A 26,245-nucleotide genomic window follows, 5' to 3' on the forward strand; every position below is an offset into this window, starting at 1 on the left:
ATTACATTTTATAGAAAAAAAGAAAATGAAAAATTATAAGATATTACTTGCTTCCCTGTTGGGAGCTGCTGGATTATTCGTTTTGAATAGCTGCAGTAAGAAATTTCTGAATGAAGAACAGATCACTATTCCAGATACGGATTATTTTAAGACCGAAAAAGGACTTGATGATTTGTCCATTGGTGTTTATTCTAAACTGAAGTTTAAGTTTAATTATACATGGGCTATGGGACTTTTTAATTTGGGTGTTGACGAATTTACAGATGCCAACAATCCCTCGCCAAGTTTCAATAGTTATAGTATGGATCTGAATCCTGCGGAATCAACTTATGGAGGAAGTAATATTGCTCCTGTCTTTGACAATATGTACAGTGGCATTGAATCTGCCAATACGTTGATTCAAAATGTTCCACTTTATTACGATAAGTCCAGTTCTAACTATAATACGCGTTTGGGAGAAGGTTATTTTATGCGTGGTTATTTTTATTTACAATTGCTTGTACAGTTTGGTGCTGTTCCGTTAAAATTGACACCATCTCAGGGAGTTCAAACTTTTTTCAAACGTGCTACAGAAGAAGAGTGTTTTTTACAAATTGTTTCAGATTTGAAACAAGCGTATGATTTACTACCGCCATCTGCGACTGAATTTGGTCGTGTGACCAAATGGGCTGCGGCGCATTACTTATCAAAAGCACAATTAACACGTGCTAGCGAATTATATGCGGGTTGGAATGCTTCATTTGTTGCTGCTGATTTGGATGCGGTTATCAAGTACAGTTCAGAGGTGGTTAATGCACATCCTTTAGTAGATGATTATGTCAAACTTTGGGATTATCAGAGGGCAAATGGCGCCAATGAGAAAGTTTCAGAGGTGGTGTTGTCTGCACAGTTTTCGGACGATCAGGCGACTTGGGGTCGATATGGTAATCAAATGCATCTGTACTATCCTGCTGTTTATCAGGATTTAGCTGGGACATCTCGTGATATATCTGGTGGACGTGAGTTTTCTTATGCCCGAGCTACAAACTACACCATGGATGTATTTGACCGTGTAAACGATTCGCGTTTTTGGAAATCGTTTATCACCATGTATGGTAGTAACAACACCAATGGAGCTCCATCGTGGAACGCTAATAATGCCGCTTTAGGTCCAGCAGGAACTGTGGCAGGAACTAAAAGATTTAAAGGTGGAGAATTGGCGATTAAATATATTGTCAATAACGCAGGGGATGGGCGTTATAAGGCTGTTGCTAGTGATGCAACAGGAGTATTAAAAAATGGTGTGATGCAAAATACGCATACTTTTGTTCGCTATTTTGAGGGGCAGCCTCAGGCATGGGTAGGTGTTCATGGTAATAATGGGTATTTTGGGGTGCAGTCCAGATCGGTCGCCTTATCTAAATTTAGAGATGGCTATCGGATAAATATTGCATCACAATTTGGAACCCGTGATGCGATCATGGCGCGCTCGGCAGAAGATGTATTGATGGTGGCTGAAGCTTATATCCGTAAAGAGGATTATGCTAATGCAATCCAATGGATAAATAAACTTCGAGCTCGAGCTGGCTATAAAGCTGGTGAAGATCGTGCGAAAAATGTAGATGGTGGACAAGCATACAAAAATAATTCATATGCAGTTGGAAAAGGAGGTGGTTTTTCTGCTGATGGAGCAATTTATTGGGAGAGAAACTCCTATTATGAATCGAATAATGATATGGCTGTATCAACAAGTGAAACAGCTTCTAACCTATTGATTAATTCGGTGAATGATATTTATAATTCTGTTGTTGATAAGCCTATATATGAAAAGATTGGAGCGACCTCCAATGCACAAAAAATGATGAGTTTTTTACTCAATGAACGCACGCGTGAGCTTTGTGGTGAACTTTATCGTTGGGAGGATCTGGCTCGTACCAAAACATTGGAATCTCGATGGAAAGCATTTAACGACGGTTTTGTGAGAGGCAATACGGCTTTCAATCCTAGTACCCATTACTATAGACCTATTCCGCAATCATTTTTGGATGCAATTACCAATGAGTCAGGAGCTGCACTTTCACCTGCTGAAAAACAAGCTATGCAAAACCCTGGATATTAATAGTGACTATAATCAAGAGACCTATCGATATCAAGATAGGTCTCTTTGTTTTCACCTTTTAAGGTCTAGAGGTATCGTATAGTATCTACTTTTTAAGATTTAAGATATATTCTTTTAAATCTGTGCTCATTAATCGTTATTTTAGGCATTAATCTTAATTATAAAATGACCAATTCAACCTCTCAATTTTTAAAGACACTTGAAATTAGTGATTTTTCAGCTACTCCCAAATATCTACAACTTGCGAATACCATCATTGATGCGGTAAAGAATGAGGTACTCAAGAAGCATGAAATGCTACCATCCATCAATGAATGTAGTGCTTATCTTGAAATATCTAGAGATACGGTTGAAAAAGCGTATCGCTATTTAAAAAAGAATGAAATTATTGCATCTAATCCTGGGAAAGGATATTATGTCAATAAAATTGATGTTCAATCCAAATGTAAAATTGCATTATTCTTAAACAAACTCAGTGTTCATAAAAAAATAGTTTATGATTCATTTGCCAGAGAGCTTGGCGACTTCGCCAATTTGGATTTGTTTGTGTACAATTCAGACCTTTCGTATTTGAAGAATTTGTTAGCAAATCTGACTAAGACCTATGACTATTATGTGCTTTTTCCACATTTTAAAGAAGGACGAGATAAAGCTCCAGAAATTATCCGTCGGATTCCAACGGATAAATTGATGTTATTAGGGAAATTTATCGATGATGTCCCTGGAGACTTTCCCGCTGTTTACGAAAATTATGAGCAAGATATTTACCTAGCATTGGAAGAGGCGAATGAAGCCTTGAGTAAATATAAGATGCTGAAATTGGTATTCCCGGATTATAGTGATTTTCCAAAAGCCATTATAAAAGGTTTCTATAAATTTTGCCAGCAATATGCTTTTGAACATGAATTGGTATCCGAACTCAATAAAGAAAAAATAACAGTGGGTACCTGTTACATCAATATCATTGAAGATGACTTGGTCAAATTACTGAATAAAGTATTACAAAAAAAGCTCATCATTGGCGAAGATGTAGGTATCATTTCCTATAATGAAACTCCGCTAAAGAAATTTATATTAAATGGTATCACGACAATATCTACGGATTTTGAAATGATGGGAAGAATGGCGGCAGATCTGATTAAGAATAAATCAAAGGAAAGGGTGGAAGTACCTTTTCATATTAAAATAAGGGCATCTATCTAAGTTAACCCTTTTTTTAAAAAAAAGCCATGATGGATATCATGGCTTTTTAATATGATGATCATCCTCTTATTTTTTTGAAGAGGTCGGGTATTGTTTGAATATTCCTTTCACGACTTTAGCAATATTCGTCGTTGCCTTTTCAGGACTATTCACTTCACCTGAGCCACGTGCTTGCCATACGACTTTATTTGTTTTACGATCTACGGCTTCTACGATTAAGTGAGCATAGCGGTAGCGCTCTTTAGCAACAGGGTAGCTCGCATATCCGTAGTAAGGTGAAAACCAAGGTCTGTACCAGTTCCAAGGACCACCCCACGCGTAAGAAGTACCGTATACCAAACGGCTTTTGTTATTGACAATTGTTATATAGCGAAACAACAAATCTGGATTGTCCTTACTGTAGGTAAGTCCTTTTGCATTTAGTTCGCTATTACTTGCATCTAAAATATTTGTGCGGGCAATATCATTATCAAAATATGACTTTGATAGTGAGTCTACAGGTGGTAGCCACCCATAAGTACGATATTGTGAGAAGTCAATTTTCTCATCGCGCATCGTATTGTATTGATAAGAGGCGCAAGAAGCAAGAATTAGACTTGCAAATAAGAAATAAATTATTTTTTTCATGACCAATAGGGTTAATTTTCTTTTAATTAGACAAATAGATCTATTAAAGGTTTAATAAAATGTTTAAAAAAAATTATTGATAAACAGCAACCAGTGGCATAGAACGACCAGGACCAAAAGCTTTAGGACTTATACGCAAAATGGGAGGGGCTTGAAACCGTTTAAATTCTGCATTATTGACCAATTTGGTGATTCTTTCTACTGTACTTTCATCAAATCCCAATGCGATTATTTCTTCCTTTGATTTCTGTTTCTCAATGTATTGAAAGAGTATTTGATCGAGTAAATCATAGGGCGGCAATGAGTCTGAATCTTTTTGGTCAGGTCTCAGTTCTGCAGATGGCGCTTTATCGATTGTATTGACAGGAATTATTTCTTGATTGCGATTGATATAACGCGCAAGTTCATAGGCTTTAGATTTATATACATCCCCGATGACAGAAATGGATCCCGCCATATCTCCGTACAAAGTGCCATATCCAACAGCCGCCTCACTTTTATTGGATGTATTCAAAACAATGTGTCCAAATTTATTTGAAATCGCCATCAGCAATGTACCTCTTGTTCGGGCCTGAATATTTTCTTCTGCTATACCGGGTTGCTGTCCTTCAAAAAACGGAGCTAAAGTCGTTTCGAAAGCTTGCGTAATATCTTTGATCGGAATTATATGATGTGCACAATTCGTGTTTTTAACGAGATCTAATGCATCTTGAATGGAGTGGTCAGAAGAATAGATTGATGGAAGTAATATTGCTAATACATTTTCAGCTCCCAATGCTTCGCAAGCAAGTGCCGCTACTAAAGCAGAATCTAAACCACCAGAAAGACCTAATACCGCTTTCTTAAAACCTGATTTACGAAAATAATCGCGAAGTCCTAATAATAGCGCTTCATGGATCAGTGCTATTTCTAGATCTTGAGGTGCGGTATATGTTATCGTCGATTGTATGGTTTGATTGCTGTAATCTACGATCTGCAAATCTTCTTCAAACTTTTTTAATTCACAACAAATTGCTCCGTTTTCATCCATAGCCAATGATCTTCCATCAAAAATGATATCCATATGAGCGCCAACTTGGTTGACATAAATCAGTGGACGTTGAGCTTTGGCTACCTGCGATCTTAAAACGGCAAGTCGATCTTGATAATGGCTATATGAAAATGGTGAGGCAGCAATGTTGATCAATAGATCGGGATTTTCTTGGAGTAGCTCCTGCATAGGATCACCTACATATGAATTATTCCCTTGGTCATCATCCCACAAGTCTTCACAGATGGTCAATGCTATTTTTGTATTTTTATACGTCAAACAAGTGAATTGACGATTGGGTTCAAAATAACGATATTCATCAAAAACATCGTAGTCTGGTAAAAGCCCTTTTTTACTGACATGGATAATTTTACCATTTTCCAAACAAACGGCAGCATTATAGAGTGCTTTCCCTTCAGAATCGGTATTGGGTATAGGAGCTCCGATAATGCATAAAATATCTTGACAATGCGAGGCGATAACAGTTAAAGAATCATGGCAGTTATTTAAAAATGCTGCGTTTTGCAACAAATCTTTTGCAGGATATCCTCCAATTGCTAATTCCGAAAAAACAATAATCTGAGCTTGTTGTGCTTTTGCCTTTTCAATAGCAGCAATAATTTTTGAAGTATTGGAACTGAAATTACCGATATGATAGTTTAACTGTGCTAAAGCTATTTTCATTTTACGATGTTATGTAATGTACTAAAAGAATATGAGAGCAAGATAAGAAGTTTTTTTTGCTTCGGATATTTAATTGTAATGATCAATTACCTTTTTAATCTTTTTGTGTTATTAATATTTTGTATGAAAATTTTTACCTCCCATTAGTTTTATATTAATGTAAAATTCATATTTATGCAAAAAAAATCTTTTTTTTAATTTTAGATTGTTATATTTGTTGTTGCTAGCAAATTTTAAAAAAAATAAATTTTTATATTATGAAAAAGAACATTATTTTAATTTATTTTATCTTGTTGACAGCTTTTACAACATATGCTCAAAGCACAATGCCGCTTGTGCCTGCTCCAACAGATAAGCCAATATTTAAGTATACTTCACCAGATAATTTTCGAGCAACAAAAATTGTTGAAGCAAAAATAGGAAATGATGGTCGTTGGTATTGTTTAGTTAAAATGGAAGCTTTGGGTTACAGAGACGCAAATGGGGGTTCTCTAACCTATATTTCATATCCAGAATTTAGTAATGGACTTTATATAAAAAATCCAAATGTAATTGGTGGAACTCCTATGTATTTCAAATGTAATACTGCTGGGTTTTATGACCCGAATACCCCTGGTCAAAACGAAGTATCTTTATATAAATCCTATAACCAATATAAACCAACGGGAGAAAATGGTTATTTTATTTGGTTGAAAGCAAATTATTTGTCAAATACGCAGGTTGGGATTGTTGATAATCCTGGTTCAAACGGTATTCCTCCATTCTATTCGGGAGAAAATGTTTTTGATGTAATTTATAATCTTACATATTTTTATAAAAATGGTTTATTACCACCCAAAACTGGTCATTGGTATGTATCAATGGATGCTTTTCCTAACGGTATAGGTGGAGGAAGAGGTCAAAATCTTGTAGTAGAGCTTTTAACAACAAAACCACAGTAAATTCAAAAACGACAAAGTCTTTTTTTATATAAAAAGACTTTGTCGTTTTTGAATTAATAGTATATTATCATTGATGTAAAAATTTATATATAATATGTGGAAGGGGAAAATCTAAGATTGTTTAAGCATATTTTATAATTACTACTCTAACTTATAACAATAACCGATGATAATGTTATGCAACATTATCAATTTAGAGTTTTTGAAAATGAAAAAATAAAAAAAATCTTGATGAATAACTTTATGTATCTTATTATCAATTCGTAATTGAATCAGAATTATACGACAAAGGCTGTATTAATACATTAGCAAACAATTTTTGATGTTGTATTTTTCAAACTTTCTTTCACTATTTGCTGGCCGATCTTTTCATTAACCATCGAATCAAAATGCTGGTATAATTTGATCAAGGTAAAAATTTAAGTAATTAACTTTTTCTATATGATAGTTTAGCTGTTCAAAAACTATTTTATTATAATAATGTATTAAACTAATATGAGAGAAAGATAATAGGTGTTTACGGGTACATTCTGATTGAAATATGTTGTTTCAATTTTGAGTTGGTATAAAAAAAAGGATCTTTACAATAATAAAGATCCTTTTTTATGTATAAATTGTACTTATTTAATTTTTATCCTTTAATCATACATGTATTCCAAAAGTTGAAAAACTAACTTTTTGATATTGATTTAATTGCTAATTGAAACAACTTCAATTTCAGAATATAAAGGTGAATTTGCAGGTACTTTATCCTTTACAGTTTGATCATATCCAAAATAAGAAGGTGCTACAATTTTAATTTTACTTCCTTTTTTTAAGCCTTTAATTGTTAATCCTCCTACGTTGACCTCTTTGCCTTGGAATGCCATCTTTTTAGGAAAGAAGGCAATTTGCCAAGCCGCAATAACTCGATCTAATGTAAAAGTTGCAGGAGTTCCATCTTTAGATTCATCCACCAATGTTCCCTGATTCTCTCCATTCAACAAAGTAACTTTGTATTTTGTTACTGCGGTTGGGAATACTAGAGCACCATTAGATTGGAACTGATAGCTGTAAGAAGCGTCTTCTCCTTCTGTAATCAAATCGTACCAAATACCTTTAGCTGTATCTAATTTTGGATTAGTGAAATTTTTCAGTGCGAATGATTTTAATTGAGGAGCTTGTGTTTTAAGGATATTTTGAATTCTCTCATTTTCGATAGAATCTTTAATTCTTTGTTCTTCAGCTAATTTTGAAAAGTCATCTGATTTACTGCAAGATGCTAAAGCAATAATCATAGCTAACATTGCACAAAGGGTTTTTGTAAAATTTTTCATAAAATTCTTAACTTATTTATTTGATTATAGTGTTAAAACGAGTTGTTATCAATATACGCTACAAAGGAATAAAAAAAAATTACCACTTTTAAAGAATGTTATCAAAACTAATCTTAATTAAAGTTTTGAATCTTTAATTGATCATTTATGTTATTTATAATATTCATTTATAAAATGAACTTAATAAGAATTCAGATATTAATTTTTATATAAAATACTATGAAGCGATATTTTTTCCTATTGATATGGTATTGTTGTATATTTGGATATCTGAATCAATATATTTAACGTATGATAAATTTTAAATCATTTAATCGAATTATAGTAATGTTAATTACTATGTTTTGTTTTTCAAATTGTTCTAAGCAAGAAGTTATCATTGATGAGTCAACTCTGTCAAATCTTTCATCAATTATTCATCAATTGGGTTATGATACTACAGGAATTAGCTACAGAGGTGATACTATTACAGTAGAAGGAGATATAATTTTGTATAAATCTAATTTAAGCAATACCACTCCTAGGCAAGCCTCGATGTTTCCTCGTTCCTATACTGCTGTTAGACCAATAAAATATTATATTCCACCAATTATAACAGATGAAGCATCAATCGTATCAGCAATGGAAGCGATTAGTAGTGTTGAGAGACCTCCAGAATTTAAAGTTCCTCCACTTGCTTCTGAGTATCTTAGCCTTGGCTTTACAAAGGTTAATACACCAGCTGAAGCAGATTTGATATTTGTGGCATTTAATGAGCAATCGAAGACTTGTGGTAGTGCTGATGCACCAACTGTTGTTCCTAATTTACCTATTGTAGCAATTGCTCAATTAAAAATTGGTAAAAACATAAGATTAAATTTGTTTCACTGGAATACTCTAAGTTCATCTCAAAGAAAATTTTTAGTTGCTCATGAACTGGGACATAGTCTTGGTTTGCGGCATACTAATTGGAGGGGTAGTGAACCTGAATATGTTTATGTAGGAGGTCTTGGTGTAGGTGCATATAGTGTTCCTGGGACTTCTAATAACTCAAATAATCCTGATAATAATTCAGTTTTTAATATGAATACTTGTGGAAATAATTGGTCTGGATTCACAACAGCCGATAAAAAAGCATTATGGTTTGTCGCGGGAGCAGTTACATCTTACTAAAATGACAATTAAGTTTGTTCTTAAATCAGTTATCACTTAATTATCCCTGCCTTTAGATATATGATAAATTGACCTTCAGAATAGAATCACTTTTATTAAAAGTGGTTCTATTAAATTGTTCTATAGCTAACATCATTTTTATGAAATATGTTCTAAGTTTATTACTTTTTTTACAATCTATTAAATCAATATCTCAAAAAAAAATAGAGTTCCGATTATCTCCAAGCATAGGAATTAGTAATAATAAAACATCGTGGTCAATTTCTGGAGATTTAAATGGAAATAATCCAGACTACTTATCTGAACTTGTATGGAGGAACGTGAATTTTTCTTACGGATTACAGGCTTCTATTACCTTGGAAAATTTGAGTTTAAATATGTCTATTTCATCTTCGAGAACGTTTAAGGGGATTGTTAGTGACATAGACTATACTGCTAATGGTAGAACTGGAATAAATTATCATGAGCAATTCTCTTCTAATAATAGTAACTTTAGAATTATTCAACTTTTACCCCAATATGAACTTTATAAAAATAAGCTTTTCGTAAATGTTGGTTATAATCATATTTCCTCAAATAATATTATAAACCATAATTCTTCAGTAAATAGTACTTATAAATGGTATGTAAATGGATTGCAAATTGGATTTAAGTACAATATGAAATTGTTTCGGGAATTTAATTACAATGTAGGTGCTGATTTACTATTTAGTAGATATTATGCAAAAGCAGATTGGAGATTAAGAAATGATTTAAAGCATCCTACTAGTTTTGATCAAATTGTAAAATTTAATTATGGTTTTAGTACTTTAAATTCTTTGAGTTATAGTTTTAATGAAAAATATTCTATTTCTTTAATAAATAAGTTATTATACTCAATTGGATATAAAGGTGTTGATAAAGCATATTTGAAATCTGGAGGTACTTTATTTACTCAAGTGAAATATAATGAAATTTTAATTATTGAAAATTATTTATCATTAACTGTTCCATTCTAATTTTATGTAATAATATCTAGTCTTCTGACTCCACAGTGTTATCAGTTTATATTTGAAATTCTTAATACCTATTTTTATATGATTACAGTGTTTTAATTACTTATCCAATGTAATAATTTTAATTTTATTTTTAGAGATGGTTTTAAGAATTAGAAATATAATAATTTATCCGTTTATAAGATTAAGATTTTAATCTCTGAAATTTATATGCTAGAGTTAATAAGAAATACCTACCTATCATGTTTGTTTTTGATTCTCTTGTGACTAAGAAATCATTTTTTATAATTTTATCTTGTTTCATTTGATTGAAAATATCAATAATGTTTAAACTTATTTCAAGGTTCTTTTTTAAGTAATTCTGAGATAAAATCATATCTGTTCGATTATTTTTTATTGTAATCCCAGTAGAATTTGTTGTATTATATTGATTACTAACTTCAAAATTGAATATTTTAAAATAATTAGTTTTAATATTTGATGATATTGTCTGATTAACATTTTTAATAATACTATTTAAGGAAGGTTGTTCAATATTTGTAAATTTGTAATTGTTAAACGATATTCCATAGTTTAAATTGATGGAAAAATTATCTTTATAATAAATAGCATTTATGTTAGCTGAGTAATTATCTGACTTGTCTGAAAATTCTTTGTCATTTATTTCTCTTTCTGTTTTTGCACTTGAATAAGATATACTATTTTGTAGATTTAAATTAGTAATAATAAAATTAGCTTTTGTATATGATAATGATAAAGTTGAATTAGGACTATTGCTATTGTTAGAATTGGAGTATGTTAGCATTTTAGTACCTTCATTTAATTTTATTCCAGAAATAATAGTGTCATTCTTTAATACAAATAGATTTTCTATAATTTTATCTTTATTTAAAGAGGTTGAGATCGTTAAATTCACATTATCTGAATTTTTCATTTGATAATTCGTATTTAAATTAAAATTATATACAGATTGGTTAGTCAAATTTGGATTACCCATACTGGAATAATTGTCGGATATAATCACATTTGTTTGATCTCTTTGAGATAAGGTTGTGTAAATTAGAGATTTTTGAAATGTAAATACATTATTTAATCTTGAATTTATTGATCTTAAAGTCAGGGATGAGTTATATAATAGTCCCTTATTATTATTTGAAAAATTATTATTTGAATCACTTTTAAATGTATCGAATGCTTTCTCAAAATAAATATTCGAACTAAAATCTATTATAGATTTAGAAAATCTAATTGTTGTTCCAATATTTTGATTATGTTGTTTCAATTTTGAATCAACATTTTTTATAACATTTATAATATTATTTGAAATTGAATTTGAGTTAGATAAGCTATAGTAAATGTCACCTAAAAAAACTTTTTTAAAATTGAATTTTAATGATGTTCTTGATTGAAAAAAAATATTTTTGTCTTGGCTCAGCAGTTTATTAAAGATGGTGTCATTCTCATAAAAGTTTTGCTTCTGTGATCTGTTTTCCCCTATCGATGTATTTGTACTTAAAAATAAATTCTTTTTATAGAGTTTATATATAATGTTGAAACTTGCTCTATATCCCTCTGTTTGCGAAGTATTATTTGAAATAAATTTATTTATACTATTAATATTTGAATTTTTTTTCATCATGTCAAAATATTCTTTTTGAACATTTAGAGATGCATCAAAATAGAACTTATTAAATGTTTTGTTTAATGAGGAATTTATATGAAAACTTCGACTAAGATTTTCTTGAGTTCTATCAATATTTTTATTAGTGATAGTATCTTTAACTACAGAAAAACTGTCAATAATCTGATCTTTAGAAATGGTGTTATTTTCACTATGCAATATTTTAAAACTGAATTCTCCATTTTTTAACTTTGTGTTATTCTGAATTGATATTTTGCTATTTATAGCTTTATCGGAATTATTACCAATGTCAGCAGCCCAATTCCAAGAATTATTATTAAGATTTATATCTATTAAAGTGTTGTTGTTATTTTTAAAATAAATGATGTTTCCATTGAGATCATATTTGCTCTTAAAATTGTATCTGAGAGAAGAATTTCCAATCAATCCTGTTATTTTACCATTTGGTGTTCTTAAATTAATTGAATTAATATCTTTATTTTCATTACCCCAAAATTTATTCATTGAATCTGTATAGGCATCTAAATTATATGCAGATAGTATACTTGATGGAAATATCTTTAATAACTCCATTACTGAAATGAAATTAAAAACTTGACCATTTATTTTTATTATCGTTATTAGTTTACCCCGATAATAAACGCCATCATCCTCAAATCTGAAATCTGTATTGCTCTTCAACAAATCATATGCCGTTGGAAACATTTTCCTTTTTAATGAATCGACGACAATTGTATGTTGATTCCAATTAATATCTACGGTATCTAAAATGTTATTTTTTAAGGTGTCTTTTATATGTGTAATTTTGCTGTGTCCATGAAATTTTGAGGAATGAATACTCCCCCATGTACTCGCGGATACCAAAAATAGAAACAGGAAAATATTAAATGTTGCAATCTTCATACTTGTGGCAAGTAGATAGGTTATTTATCAAAGTGGTAAAAGACTATTTTATAAAACATTCTTTTACCACTTAGCTTTTCTAATTATTAGGTCTTGCGATGACTAAGTCTATCTTTAATGGTTCGCCTGTTAGGCCAATTGGAAAAGGAAGTAAAAACCATTCCAAGCTCACAAGCCAGCCACCAAAACGTATGTTTGATGGAAATCCACTTTTATAGGTATAGCCTATCTGATAACATAGATCAAATGTGTCGCCACCAATAATATTTGGTGTAGGTAGACTATTGGCACCTGGGTTTGGAATAATACCAATTTGATAGTCAGTAGCATAATTTGCTTTTAACCAAACGAAAAATCCCTTCTCACCTGTTGGCATATATTGATTATAACTCTTATATTTCGACACTTCATTTTGACCTGGAGTATTAGGAGAATATCCTCCATTATTGAATGGTCGAGAGTGAATATATGTACCGTCGTAATTTGAAAAATATACCGCATCAATAAATGAGGGTGCATCATAAAATTTAATGTTGGGTGCATGATTCTTGATTGCTAGTGCTTCTAATTTTACTAAACAATACCAAATGCCATTATTATCTTTTTTTGCTTCTACAATTTTTGTTGCTTTAAAATTATCCTGTGGGGAAGAATAAGGGTGGGGCTGTACACCTGCAGGTAGCGGTCCAGCAGGTAATGAGCTTTGTGCAAATAACGTTGCTCCGGTAAATAACATTGAGCAAAACAATAAAATACTTTTTTTCATAATATTTTTAATTTATTAAATTGTAATTTTTCTTAAAGAAACTAGCTAGTGCCTCAAAGGTATGAATAAAATTATTAAAGAAATGTTTTTTATGAAAATTATTTATTATTATATGTAATAAAGTGTTGGTTTATTATTTACTTTCGATTATTATTGTTATCTTTTTATTTTGGGGTTAAATATTGGGAGTAATTTTTTTTCTAAAAATCAGTTTTACAGTTGTTTATATAATTTAGGGTGTAAATCCTTGAAATGATTTTTTTACAAAAAAATCACTATTTTTCATTTAGGAAATGAATGTAATTTGTTAATTTATTCAATTATTGTAATTTTGTTCGATTAATTTTAAATTTGATGTAAAAAAATTATTTCATCAGTGGTTTGTATAGTTTAGTGTTTTTTTTATTGGCTATTTAATTCCTTTTAAAGACCTTTTTCTTTAAAAATTCTTTTATGTTGTAGATGTTGTTTTGTAATTAAAATGGCAGGAAAATTGTTTATATTAATTAAGGCGTAGACTATGTCTATGAAAATAACAGCTATTTAACTTTAACTATTTTATTCAAGACTTAATAATCGAATTCCAATTACACTAATTAAAAAGTGTGTTATTTTTATGAAATTTTCAAATCAACTATCTTAAAAAACTAGCCAACTCTTTTGAACTAAGATATTTTTGTTGTACAGCTTTTAGCTTAAATGTTTTGTCATAACGAAGGAGTGTGGGAAAAATCATCTTTTGATTGGTTAACAATATGGATGCTAAAGGATGATATACTCCTGTCTGCTTTTTGAAAGATTGAGGTTTCCATGTATGTTGATCAAAATTAATTTCTTCGACTGATTCAGCATCTAGTTTAATCAGGTAGTAATTATCATTAATCAATTTAGCGATTTCTTTTTTTGTAAATACCTCTTTTTCCATCTTTCTACAATAGCTACACCAATCAGTATGAATAAAAATGATCGTTTCTCTTGGGGCTACGCTTAATAAAGAATCTAATTGTTGAAAAGAGGTATAAATTATCCGCTCTTGTCCATAATGGCTGAGCGGATAAAGGATAATTATCGTCAATAAAATAATTTGGTTTAAATATTTCATCTTTCTTTAATCAAGAGGATTAGTGAAAATGACCAATTTTAATACCAAAAGTTATTGTACGTGGTTTTGTGGGACCGTAGATATAATTTGAATCACGATTAGCCCCTCGGTCAAAATCTTTTTGGAAGGCATTGAACATATTTTGTACGCCTCCAAATAATTCGAGATTAAAATCTTTGTGAATAGCAAAAGTGTAACCTAATCTTAAATTTAATTCCATAAAATCATGCGTATTTTTCAGTGTCATGATCTCTTGTTGGATATGCGAAATTTTCATATCTCCGGTATATACACCAGTAACATCGACGGCGAATCTCTCTGTTGCTTTCCAATTGACATTTAAGTAGCCATAAACATTCGGAGTACGTAAAAAATCTTTAGACATGATGGCTTCTTGGCCTGGTTTGGCCTCTGCGATCAATTGTTCAGATTGGAATCTGGATCGTTGGATTGTTCCTCCTGCTTGTAAACTGAATATACTTGAGGGGGCAATGTTTAGTTCCACGTTTGTTCCAAATACATAAGCATCTGTACCGTTTCGCATTTCTTCAATCATGATATCGTTAGATTCGGATTTCAAAACAGTTGTAAAAGGATTATTCAATTGCGTGTAGAAACCTTCCACTAAAAGACTGGTCTGTGTATTTCCAAAGTTTCTGCTTAAATTAAATGAGCCTGTATAGGCATTGGAATATTCCGTTTTTAAATCTTCTCCTATTAATACAAATACCTGTTTTCCACCAATTGAAGTGACGTGCATATCTTCATTAAAGGCTTGTGGAGCACGAAATCCACGTGCATAACCTCCGCGAAACTGAATATTGTTATTGATATCGTACAAAATAGTTAGACGGGGATTCCATGATCCGAAATTTTTCTGACTACTCCGTTCCACCTGCTGCAATTGATAGTTGCCATCTACAAAAATATAGTCATATCGCATACCGATCAATGCTTTAAAAGAGGATATTGGTTTCCACTCGTATTGAGCATAGGTACCTATTCCTTTTGTTTCTTGGTCAATAATGCGTTGATAACCTGGAATCTGATCATTTGTTTTATTATAATTGAACTCAATACCACCTGTGAACACATCTTCATCAAAATTATTGGTGTATTGTGTGCCCGTTACGAAAGATACATCGTCAGTATCACCATATGAGTTTGCCGCTCTTAAACTATCCGTTGCTGTTGGAGCTTCGCCCAGTCCACCATAAAAACTTTTACGTGTTGTTTTCTGTCCCGAGGCGTAAACAGATATTTTCTGTTTGTAATCTGACAGATAGTGATCATAGGTGATCCCTCCAATAAGGGAGCTTGTTTCCAGCTGTTCGGTGATAGCTGTAAAATGAGGTGCTTTGTTAAATTGATCTCCTCCTCTTCTGAATTCCTGAATGGTACTAAAATCTACGGTTATTTTATTGAAATCGGAAGGCTTAAAAAATGCTTTAGTACCAAAAGTCGTATTCTTTAGTTTTGTAATTTCTGAAAATCCATCTTTATTTTTGTCAAAAGGTTGACGATTACGATGCATACCATAAAAGGTAACACCGGTTTTCAGGTCTTCATCTACATATGAGGTGTTGAAATCTACTGTATTATCCCAACTGCTGCCACCGATTAAAGAATTGGTGGATTTAATTTGCCAATCGTTTTCAACAGGATCCTTGGTAATGATATTAATGGTTCCGGCAATTGCGTTTGCTCCAAATAGGGCAGAACCACCACTACGAACGACTTCAATACGGTCGATCATACTTGTGGGAAGTTGGTCTAGTCCATATACACTATTTAAAGCGCTGAATACGGAACGACTGTTGATCAAAATTTGTGAATAAGCACCTTCGAGACCATTGAGGCGAACCTGTGAAAAGCCACAGTTTTGACAGTTGTTCTCTACGCGCACTCCCGGTTGATAGTTTAAAGTCTCAGACATAGCGACAGACTGTGTTGCCTGAAAAAGTTTAGGACCTAAGACTTGTACGATAACCGGAGCTTCTTTTTTACTTACTCCATAGCGGGTGGCGCTGACAACAACTTCATGGAGATGTAGATTGTCCGTATTTAATTTAAATGGTATGATTGTATCAGAAGGAAGTACCGTTTGTTTTAAGGTTTGGTATCCTATAGCACTTATTTGTATACTTTGTTTTTGGCCCGTTATTTTCTGTAATTCAAAATTTCCGCTTGTATCAGATACAGTTGTATGAGTTCCGTTTTCCAGACTGATGGTTGCTCCAGAAATAGCTTTCCCTTCATGATTGCTGATTTTTCCTTTTAATGTGTGTTGTGCATAGGTATGTATACTGATTAGCATAAAGCAAATCAACAGTTGTATATTTTTCATTAGGATATTTGTCTTTTATAGTTACAGATCGATCATGAGCTGGACTAGTCATAATAAGGGTGTTGCCATATGGAACACGGCTATCATAAATGTCAATTTGAGCAAAAGGCTCATGATACTTTCACTTTTTTTTGTTTAAAATAATTAATATAGCACAGTTGATCGCGATGTGACTTGCGACTGCACGACGAATAGCATTCTTCTCTGACTTAGACGAATGCAAAAGATGATGATATTTTAAACTAACGGGGGAGGACCTCTAAGGAAAGCATGGTCGACGACACAATTTGTGAAAAGAGGTGTGTAGACCTGGTAACTGTAAACGTGAAAGATAGTCCGAATGGGATCTTCAAAAACTATAAATTCACTTTGAACAAAATTTTGATAATAGACAACATTTAGAAAATCAATTTGATCATCGGATTCTTGCTGTCGGGGTTGATCGTCTGTAAAATCATACGGGTGATTGTGCATGACAATCTCGCCGTTTGACTTGACTTCTTTGTGCATAAAAATAACACCAGAAATAATGATCAAGCTGATCAATGCAAGTTGCATGGATGCTAAGACCTTTCTGATATTTATTTTATATGACATGTCGCTAATAAAAAAAAGCACTCGATTTATACGAGTGCTAAATTATTGAAAATAAACGTAGCTTTCTATGGAAAGTTTATTTTTATCAGATTATTTTATAAGTTGATTGTTATCATCTGGAAAAACTAAGCTTGGAATATGTTTCTTCGCCTCTTCCATCTCCATTTGTGCGTAGGATATGATGATCACAATATCACCTACCTGAACCAGTCTTGCTGCTGCTCCATTTAGACAAATAGTACCAGAGGCTCTTTTGCCAGGAATAACATATGTTTCTAAACGTGCACCATTGTTATTGTTAACGATTTGAACTTTTTCGTTTGCAATAATATTTGCTGCATCCATTAAATCCTCATCAATTGTAATACTACCAACGTAATTCAATTCGGCCTGTGTAACCCGAACACGGTGGATTTTAGATTTCATTACCTCTATAAACATGTGGCAAAGTTAGATTTTTCTTGTAAAAATGTAAAGCTATTAAGTATAATGTGACAATTAATTCAAAATCATATTATCAATTAGGCGCACATCTTCCACTCTGGCGGTAACCAGAGCGACATATTGTTTACCGTTTTCAATAACGATAGCTTCCTGTAATGTGGTTGTTTCGCAGATAGCTAGATATTCTAAAGCAATACCATCGCTCGTTTCTAACCGATTGGTGGCCATTTTTTTCAATTCAGGCAAATCGATGTTCTGAACATTATTCTTAATAAATTGAAGTGTCCTGAACAAGGCCAGCGCCTGTTGCTTTCCCTGTTCAGAAAGGCGCATATTTCTAGAACTTAAGGCAAGACCATTGTCATCTCTGATGATTGGACAGAGTGCAATGGTGATCGGTAAAGCTTTTTCTTTGATCATCTGTTCAATAACCATCACTTGCTGAAAATCTTTTTGGCCGAAACAAGCGATATCAGGTTGAACTAAATTGAATAATTTATATACGACTTGTGTAACTCCTTGAAAATGTCCAGGTCTCATTTTACCTTCCCATATTTCATCCAATCCATGAAGGTTGATATGCCATTTTTCATCTTGATCAGGATACATTTCTTCCACTGTAGGTAAAAATAGAATCGTACAATTAGCGGCTTCCAATAAGGCAATATCCTGCTCAATTGGTCTGGGATATTTTTCTAAATCTTTAGGATCATTGAATTGTGTGGGGTTGACAAAAATACTGCAAACGGTTATATCTGACAACGGTTTAGCGTAATTCAATAACGAGATATGTCCTGCATGTAATGCACCCATTGTTGGGATAAGAGCTATTTTTTGCTGGTTGACTCGCGCTGTTTCCAGGTAATCTTGAAGCTCTTTTTTAGTCTTGAAAATTCTCACTTTTAGAAATTTTAATGCAGGGCAAATGTGAGGAATATATTTGTGAATATAAAACGATGATTTGTAAGGAATTGTATTGTCGGGATATTTTACGTATCTTTGTAGACCGATTTTACTGTTCTAATAAAAATAAAATAAATAAAAACTGGAGATGGCAAAAACGAAGATATTGTTTATAACCCACGAGATGTCGCCTTTCCTCGAATTAACTAAAATTTCTGAAATTACGCGTCAATTGCCACAGGCTATGCAAGAAAAAGGATTTGAAATCCGAATTCTTATGCCTCGTTTTGGTAATATCAATGAGCGTAGAAATAGATTGCATGAGGTGATTCGTTTGTCAGGCTTAAACATTGTGGTGGATAACAATGACAATCCGCTAATCATTAAGGTAGCTTCATTGCCTGCGGCACGTATGCAGGTTTACTTCTTGGATAATGAAGACTATTTTCAGCGGAAAAAAGTTTTTCGTGACGAGAATGGAGAATTTTTTAATGACAACAATGAGCGTTCGGTGTTCTTCTGTAAAGGAGCATTGGAGACGGTTAAAAAATTAGGCTGGTCGCCTGATGTGGTACATTGCCATGGATGGTTTTCAGCATTGGTGCCGGCTTATTTGAAGACGACATATAAAGATGATCCTACTTTTAAGGGAGCCAAAGTGATGTATTCGTTATATAACGAAGAATTCTCAGGTACTTTAGGAGATAAATACAGAGAGATTGCTCCTGAAGGTGCATTGACGCAAGAAGATGTTGCTACTTATGGTGACGGAAGTTATGTCAACATCTATAAAGGTGCATTGGATTTTACAGATGTAGCTGTTGTAGCTGAGGAAGGTGTGAATCCTGAAATTCTAGCATACGCAAAAGAAAAAGGCGTTCAGGTATTTGAGCCGAATGGTGATGAAGACTATGAAGCTTTTAGTGATCTGTTTGATCAATTCGCTCCGGTAGAAGAAGAGTCAACGGTCTAAGGAAAAGATAGGTAAGAACAAAAGCGTCTAAGTAATTAGGCGCTTTTTTTTGTTCCATCTACCAGAGCTAAAAAAGGATGGTCTGATTTGGGATAGAATGGGTTATATGAAATGATCAAATCTATCCTGTGGTTGCTAATTGTTTTATGATGGAATTAATGGCAGGGATGATCATTTAAAATGTTACCTTAGCTATATTATGAAAATTAAAGTTGGCTTTGGCTTTGATGTCCATCAATTAAAGGAAGGACATCCATTTATAGTAGGTGGAGTTGAATTGGATCATCATGCAGGTGCATTTGGACACTCTGATGCAGATGTTTTGGTACATGCAATTTGTGACGCATTGTTAGGTGCGGCTAATTTAGAGGATATTGGCTACCATTTTCCCAATACTGATGATCAGTGGAAAGGTATTAATAGTCTGGTTTTATTACAGCATTGTATTAAATTGATTGCAGATAAGGGATATACTTTAGGAAATATTGATGCCATGTTATGCTTAGAAGCTCCTAAGATCAAACCCTATATTAGTCAGATGAAAGAAAAAATCGCAGCCGCATCAGGTCTTGATGTGGAGGATATCTCTATTAAAGCAACGACCAATGAAACGATGGGTTTTATTGGGAGACAAGAGGGCGTAGTCGCTTATGCAGTTTGTTTGATTGAAAAAGCTTAACGTTTCTTTTTGCTTCTAAAAAAGAAACAAGCGATGATAAAACTGACCGCAGTCAGTACAAATCCGAGATAGAAAGGAGCTCCTGGTAAATAGAGAGCTTCTTTTTTGTCTGTAAAATGGGCAAATAGCCAGCTCATCACCGGTGGGCCAATGATGGCTGTTAGACTGATGATACTCGTCAACCCACCCTGTATCTGACCTTGTTCATTGGATGGTGTTTCGTTGGATATCAGACTTTGGATCGCAGGACCGGCTATTCCAGCAAATACATAGGGTACAATAGCTAAAAAAATCAACCAAGGAGCAAAGGCCATCCCCATTAAAGGCATAGAGATCATATAAAGGCCGCAACCGATTAAAATACTTTTTTCTAAACCTAGTTTGGGAATAATAATACGAATAAGACCCGCTTGAACGACAGCTACTAATGCCCCAACAAAGCCTAAAGATATACCGACCATCCTTTCATCCCACTGATATCTTTCCATGGTGTAGTAAGACCAGGTACTTTGTACTGCATGCGCTGAAACATTGATTAAAAAAATACAGAAAAAGAGTTGTTTTAAGTGAGGATATTTGGCCAGTTGCTTGAAAGCGCCTACTGGATTGGCATTTCTCCACTTAAATGGTCTCCGATTATCTTTTTGAAGGGATTCAGGAATTAGAAAATACCCGTATAAAAAGTTGAGAAAACTCAATATCGCTGCAGCATAAAATGGAATTCGCGCACCATAATGCCCCAACAGTCCGCCTAATAATGGCCCTACAATAAATCCTAAACCAAAGGCAGCTCCTAATAAACCGAAATTCTGAGCTTTCTTTTCCTGTGAGCTGATGTCTGCTATAAATGCAGCAGCAACGGTATAACTTGCGCCAGTAATGCCGGCAATAAATCGACCTATAAATAACCAAAGAATAGTCGGTGCTAAGCCCATTAAAAGGTAATTGATGGAGAAACCTAGTAGTGAAATCAATAAAATAGGTCTTCTTCCAAAGCGATCACTTAAGTTGCCTAATACAGATGCAAAAAAGAACTGCGTAAGGGCATAGCAAAACATAAGCAGTCCGCCATAACGAGATGCATCACTCAATGTTCCACCAATTAATTCTTCTATTAATTTGGGCATGACCGGAATGATAATACCCAATCCGATGACATCAATTAAGACAGTCAAAAAAATGAAGAATAAACTTTTTGAGGTACTAACGGACATATATACTGCGTTTTGTTTTAATCACGTAAAATATCAATGAAGCGATAATAAAATTAATCATCAGGTGGACGCATCCAAGTATAGATGGCCAAGATATTTGAGTTTAAATCTAAACTAAATTTCTGAAATACCAAGCTTCAGTGATATTCAAAATTGTAATTCGATCGCTTCCATAGTTTGGGTTTAACCCAATAGATTTGATTAATTGTGAGATATGGACCTGAACAGGTAATAATTTTTATTGATTTTAACTTGTTTTTAAGTTGTGAATGATTCTTTTTTAGGTTTTTTTTTACGGATGTTGTATGGAATGGAGATTCCTCAAAATATTTGTAATATCTTTGTTGTCATGCATATAATCTTTGGCACATTATCTGATGTTGTAGCGAAGAATTATGTTAACATATTTATAACGATCAAATCGAGAAAGAATAAGGTTCAATGAAGAGAGAATCAAAAAAAACTGCAACCAGAGGATGTCAAGCGGTATACACGTAATTTCTGGAAATTTATTATTGGAATAATAGCTTTTGGATTTCTATTTATATTTAGTGTACGCATGGGGTTATTTGGCAAATTGCCATCTTTTAGCGATTTAGAAAATCCTAAAAGTAATTTAGCTTCTGAAGTTATTACCGAAGATAATAAGGTTTTAGGTACTTATTATATTCAGAATAGATCTAATGTAAAATATAGTGAATTATCTCCTTATTTGGTGCAAGCACTGATTTCAACAGAAGATAAACGTTTCTATGATCACTCAGGGATTGATTATACGCGCACATTTACAGTTATTTTCCACACACTGACAGGGAATAAACAAGGTGGTAGTACCATTACCCAACAATTGGCACTCAATTTATTTTCGGATGGCCGAGCTAAAAGTGCTCCCAAACGTATCATTCAAAAATTTCAAGAATGGATTACTGCTGTTCGATTAGAACGTAATTATACAAAAGAAGAGATTATAACAATGTATTTTAATACGGTAGATTTTGGAGCCTATAATACTTTTGGTATTAAGTCTGCTGCACGTACCTATTTTAATACGACTCCAGATAAACTTACCGCTGATCAAGCAGCATTATTAGTCGGGATGCTTAAAGGTCCCGGTGTTTATTCTCCAGTAAGATATCCTAAAAATGCATTATCACGTAGAAATACAGTTTTAGATAATATGAATAAGGCTAACTTTATTTCTTTGGAGGAAGAAGCTGCCGCTCAGGCAAAACCGCTTGGATTACAGTTGAAAATTGCAAACTATGGTGAAGGTCTAGCACCATATTTTCGTGCAGTATTGAAAGAAGAGATCAAAAAGGAGTTTTCAAGACTTTCGATCACCAAATCTGACGGTACTCCTTATGACTTGGATCGTGATGGATTGAAGATTTATACAACGATCAATATGACGATGCAACAATATGCGGAGGATGCTCAAAAAGAATGGATGAAATCATTGCAAGTAAAATTCAATGCGCAATGGAAAAGTAGAGATGCATTTAAAGGAGCTAATGCCAAATTATTGACTACAGGTATGCGACGTTCTGAACGTTATCGTATCCTTAAAGAGAATGGACTTTCTGAAGATGAAATTAAAAAAGCATTTAAGGTAAAAGTACCGATGTCAATTTTTACTTGGAAGGGCTCTGTTGATACAGTTATGACTCCATTAGACTCTATTCGATATAATAAATTGATGTTGCGTAATGCGATGATGTCTATGGAACCGAAAACGGGACATATTAAAGCATGGGTTGGTGGCATTAATTTCGAACACTATAAATATGATCAAGTAAAAATGGGTACTCGTCAAGTAGGATCGACAGCAAAACCTTTTACTTATGCCGTTGCAATTGATAATGGCTATTCTCCATGTTACAGTATTCCCAATTATCAGCAAACTTATGGTAATTGGACACCTCGCGGGACAGCTGAAGGTGGAAACCCAATCACATTAGCAAATGCGCTAGCTTTATCTCAAAACTATGCGACAGCATATCTTGTAAATCAGGTAACGCCAGAGGCAGTTGCAGCTTTGACCAAGCGCATGGGTATCACAAGTGATGTTCCTAATTATCCTTCCATTTCACTTGGAGCTTATGAAGCTTCTGTATTTGATATGGTAGGCGCTTATTCTGCTTTTGTCAATCACGGTACTTGGATAGAGCCAAATGCAATTTTAAGAATTGAGGATAAAAATGGAACACCTATTTATGAAAAAGCTCCTAAAGTGGTCAAAGCATTGAATAGTGAATCTGCCTACATTATCGTGGATATGTTAAAATCTGTTGTTTCCAAAGGTACAGCAAGAAGAATTCAATGGAAATATCATTTAACGAATCCGATTGGAGGTAAGACAGGTACTACAAATGATAACTCAGATGCTTGGTTTATCGGAATAACACCTGAATTGGTTTCGGGTGTATGGACTGGTGCTGAAGATCGAGGTATCAGCTTTGCGAATATGCAAGATGGACAAGGTGCGGCAGCTGCGATGCCGGTATTTGCACTATATATGCAGAAGATATACGCTGATAAGAACCTAAATTATACGAAAGGTGATTTTGAACTTCCTGAAGGAGGATTGACCCGAGTGGTAGATTGTTCCAAATACTGGAGTGGGGGCGGAAGTGCCGGTAGTGATAGTACGGGTTCTGAATCAAGCTTAAATGATGATCGTTTAGGTTTTTAAATAATATTAAATATAGGTATAAAGCCAGGTAATAGAGTTTTTCGAAATTTGTTATCTGGCTTGTTTTATTGAAGATGAACGTGTTTGATTATAAAGAAGAGCTCAAAAGAATTCCACATAAACCGGGTGTTTATCAGTATTTTGATAAGCAGGATATACTGATTTATATCGGTAAGGCCAAAGATCTCAGAAATCGGGTAGGTTCTTATTTTGTAAATGAAACGCAACACAACGGTAAGACAAGGGTATTAGTGCGTCAGATCAACCGTATTGCTTTTACAATTGTAGATACAGAGATTGATGCTTGGTTGTTGGAGAATTCATTGATTAAGAAGCATAAGCCTAAGTATAATGTATTATTAAAAGATGATAAGACCTATCCGTGGATCGTTATTAAAAATGAACGTTTTCCTCGAGTTTTTTGGACACGCAAGCATATTAAAGATGGTTCCCGCTATTATGGCCCTTATGCGTCTATAGGGATGATGCACATCGTGCTGGATGTCATCCGGGATTTATTCCCGTTACGTACTTGTAATCTGGCATTGACTCAAGAGAATATTGCTCGAGGTAAGTTTAAGATCTGTCTCGAATATCAGATCGGAAATTGTAAAGGACCGTGTGAAGGTTATCAGTCTGAAGAGGATTATGACCAAAATCTGAGCGATATAAAAGATATTTTGAATGGTAAAATTTCGGTTGTCACCAATCGGATTAAAGAGCAAATGCAAACAGCTGTTTCAGAAATGAATTTTGAAAAAGCACATGCTTACAAGATGAAATTAGACAAATTGGATTTTTATCAAAGTAAATCCACCGTTGTCAATTCATCCATCACGAATGTAGATGTCTTCAGCATTGCATCGGACGAGAGCTATGCTTTTGTCAATTACTTAAAAGTAATGAATGGTGTTATTATCCAGACACAGACCGTTGAGATGAAGCGACGCCTGGATGAGACCGAACAAGAACTTCTAGCTTTGGCTATTCCTGAAATTCGAGATCGATTCAAAAGTTTATCACGAGAGATCATCGTTCCTTTTGAATTGGACATTCAAGAAAATGATCAAATCAAATTTACAGTTCCAAAATTAGGCGAGAAGAGAAAATTATTGGATCTATCGCTGAAGAATGTGGCTTTTTTTAAGAAAGAACGCTTGTTGCATTATGAGAAACTAAATCCTGATGTAAGAGTTGATCGTATCTTGACGCAGATGAAGAAAGATCTGCGGTTGAATGTGTTGCCCCAACATATCGAATGTTTTGATAATTCCAATATACAGGGAAGTTATCCTGTATCGGCCATAGTGGTATTTAAAGATGCAAAACCATCAAAAAAAGATTATCGACACTTCAATGTGAAGACAGTGGTTGGGCCTAATGATTTCGCTACGATGGAAGAGGCGGTATATAGGCGATATAAGCGTGTTTTAGATGAAGGGACCGGATTGCCTCAGTTGATTATTATTGATGGCGGTAAGGGGCAGTTAAGCGCTGCGTTGAAAAGCTTAAAGTTATTGGGGATAGAAAAACAGGTGACGGTGATCGGTATTGCCAAAAGATTAGAGGAGTTGTATTATCCAGGTGATCAATATCCCCTATATTTGGATAAAAAATCGGAAACACTAAAAATTATACAACACCTTCGTGATGAAGCCCATCGATTCGGAATTACTTTCCATAGGAACCAACGTAGTCGAAAGACTTTTGTTTCTGAATTGGAGGATATCCCTGGAATAGGAAAAACCACAGTGGAGAAACTGTTGACGACCTTTAAGTCTGTCAAGAAGATTAAAGAGGCGCCTGAAGAAGAGCTAAAAAAAATATTAAACCTCAAACAGTTGCATGCTCTTTTAACTTATTTTAATCGCATTGATCAGAACTAAAATTTATACTATAGAAAAGCCTCTAAATTTTAGAGGCTTTTCTTCTTAATT

Annotated in this window: 20 protein-coding genes; 9 read left to right on the top strand and 11 right to left on the bottom strand. The window is 33.5% G+C overall.

The annotated features are described in order from the left end of the window. Positions 1-25 precede the first annotated feature (25 nt). Both MUB18_RS08185 and MUB18_RS08190 read left to right on the top strand, forming a co-directional pair. On the top strand, positions 26-2,098 hold the full coding sequence (locus tag MUB18_RS08185) for a RagB/SusD family nutrient uptake outer membrane protein (protein WP_248755597.1): 2,073 nt from the start codon (positions 26-28) through the stop codon (positions 2,096-2,098). Positions 2,099-2,263: 165 nt separating this feature from the next. Beyond that, on the top strand, positions 2,264-3,301 hold the full coding sequence (locus tag MUB18_RS08190; protein WP_248755598.1) for a GntR family transcriptional regulator: 1,038 nt from the start codon (positions 2,264-2,266) through the stop codon (positions 3,299-3,301). Between the two features lie 66 nt (positions 3,302-3,367). Here MUB18_RS08190 and MUB18_RS08195 read toward each other — a convergent pair whose 3' ends face one another. Both MUB18_RS08195 and MUB18_RS08200 read right to left on the bottom strand, forming a co-directional pair. Beyond that, positions 3,368-3,928, bottom strand: coding sequence for a DUF4136 domain-containing protein (locus tag MUB18_RS08195; RefSeq protein ID WP_248755599.1), 561 nt, complete (start codon positions 3,926-3,928; stop codon positions 3,368-3,370). A gap of 73 nt (positions 3,929-4,001) precedes the next feature. Then, entirely contained in the window at positions 4,002-5,642 is a 1,641-nt protein-coding gene (locus tag MUB18_RS08200) for an NAD+ synthase (protein ID WP_248755600.1), read from the bottom strand. 257 nt (positions 5,643-5,899) lie between these two features. Between MUB18_RS08200 and MUB18_RS08205 the strand changes: the two genes are divergently transcribed. Beyond that, positions 5,900-6,583, top strand: coding sequence for a hypothetical protein (locus MUB18_RS08205; RefSeq protein WP_248755601.1), 684 nt, complete (start codon positions 5,900-5,902; stop codon positions 6,581-6,583). Positions 6,584-7,272: 689 nt separating this feature from the next. Here the strand turns inward: MUB18_RS08205 and MUB18_RS08210 are convergent. Then, a complete protein-coding gene (locus MUB18_RS08210; RefSeq protein WP_248755602.1) occupies positions 7,273-7,899 on the bottom strand; it encodes an FKBP-type peptidyl-prolyl cis-trans isomerase in 627 nt (208 codons plus the stop codon). 291 nt (positions 7,900-8,190) lie between these two features. On the opposite strand from MUB18_RS08210, the gene MUB18_RS08215 reads away from it, so the two are divergent. Next, on the top strand, positions 8,191-9,051 hold the full coding sequence (locus MUB18_RS08215; RefSeq protein WP_248755603.1) for a M57 family metalloprotease: 861 nt from the start codon (positions 8,191-8,193) through the stop codon (positions 9,049-9,051). A gap of 140 nt (positions 9,052-9,191) precedes the next feature. Continuing rightward, entirely contained in the window at positions 9,192-10,049 is an 858-nt protein-coding gene (locus tag MUB18_RS08220) for a hypothetical protein (RefSeq protein WP_248755604.1), read from the top strand. 181 nt (positions 10,050-10,230) lie between these two features. Here MUB18_RS08220 and MUB18_RS08225 read toward each other — a convergent pair whose 3' ends face one another. From MUB18_RS08225 to panC, 7 genes are all read right to left on the bottom strand, one after another. Next, positions 10,231-12,591, bottom strand: coding sequence for an outer membrane beta-barrel family protein (locus MUB18_RS08225; RefSeq protein ID WP_248755605.1), 2,361 nt, complete (start codon positions 12,589-12,591; stop codon positions 10,231-10,233). A gap of 79 nt (positions 12,592-12,670) precedes the next feature. Continuing rightward, on the bottom strand, positions 12,671-13,357 hold the full coding sequence (locus MUB18_RS08230; protein ID WP_248755606.1) for a hypothetical protein: 687 nt from the start codon (positions 13,355-13,357) through the stop codon (positions 12,671-12,673). Positions 13,358-13,991: 634 nt separating this feature from the next. Next, positions 13,992-14,459, bottom strand: coding sequence for a thioredoxin family protein (locus MUB18_RS08235; protein WP_248755607.1), 468 nt, complete (start codon positions 14,457-14,459; stop codon positions 13,992-13,994). 19 nt (positions 14,460-14,478) lie between these two features. After that, complete coding sequence (locus MUB18_RS08240; RefSeq protein ID WP_248755608.1) at positions 14,479-16,806, bottom strand: TonB-dependent receptor domain-containing protein; 2,328 nt, start codon at positions 16,804-16,806, stop codon at positions 14,479-14,481. Between the two features lie 237 nt (positions 16,807-17,043). Continuing rightward, positions 17,044-17,403 (bottom strand): hypothetical protein, encoded by a 360-nt coding sequence (locus tag MUB18_RS08245; protein WP_248755609.1) that lies wholly within the window; start codon positions 17,401-17,403, stop codon positions 17,044-17,046. Positions 17,404-17,493: 90 nt separating this feature from the next. Next, positions 17,494-17,844 (bottom strand): aspartate 1-decarboxylase, encoded by a 351-nt coding sequence (panD, locus tag MUB18_RS08250; RefSeq protein ID WP_094773256.1) that lies wholly within the window; start codon positions 17,842-17,844, stop codon positions 17,494-17,496. 57 nt (positions 17,845-17,901) lie between these two features. Further along, a complete protein-coding gene (panC, locus tag MUB18_RS08255) occupies positions 17,902-18,747 on the bottom strand; it encodes a pantoate--beta-alanine ligase (RefSeq protein WP_248755610.1) in 846 nt (281 codons plus the stop codon). A gap of 151 nt (positions 18,748-18,898) precedes the next feature. On the opposite strand from panC, the gene MUB18_RS08260 reads away from it, so the two are divergent. Together MUB18_RS08260 and ispF are read left to right on the top strand one after the other, a co-directional pair. Next, entirely contained in the window at positions 18,899-19,723 is an 825-nt protein-coding gene (locus MUB18_RS08260) for a glycogen/starch synthase (RefSeq protein ID WP_045755033.1), read from the top strand. A 199-nt stretch (positions 19,724-19,922) separates the two neighbouring features. After that, positions 19,923-20,402, top strand: a complete 480-nt coding sequence (ispF, locus tag MUB18_RS08265; protein ID WP_045755032.1) for a 2-C-methyl-D-erythritol 2,4-cyclodiphosphate synthase — start codon at positions 19,923-19,925, stop codon at positions 20,400-20,402. Here ispF and MUB18_RS08270 read toward each other — a convergent pair. Then, a complete protein-coding gene (locus MUB18_RS08270; protein WP_248755611.1) occupies positions 20,399-21,616 on the bottom strand; it encodes a TCR/Tet family MFS transporter in 1,218 nt (405 codons plus the stop codon). The two genes, ispF and MUB18_RS08270, sit on opposite strands and share 4 nt — an antisense overlap. A 559-nt stretch (positions 21,617-22,175) precedes the next feature. Between MUB18_RS08270 and MUB18_RS08275 the strand changes: the two genes are divergently transcribed. Then, a complete protein-coding gene (locus MUB18_RS08275) occupies positions 22,176-24,308 on the top strand; it encodes a transglycosylase domain-containing protein (RefSeq protein ID WP_248755612.1) in 2,133 nt (710 codons plus the stop codon). A gap of 74 nt (positions 24,309-24,382) precedes the next feature. Beyond that, positions 24,383-26,194, top strand: coding sequence for an excinuclease ABC subunit UvrC (gene uvrC, locus MUB18_RS08280; RefSeq protein ID WP_248755613.1), 1,812 nt, complete (start codon positions 24,383-24,385; stop codon positions 26,192-26,194). Positions 26,195-26,245: the final 51 nt, after the last annotated feature.

The sequence above is a fragment of the Sphingobacterium sp. PCS056 genome (genome assembly GCF_023273895.1).
GTDB lineage: Bacteria > Bacteroidota > Bacteroidia > Sphingobacteriales > Sphingobacteriaceae > Sphingobacterium.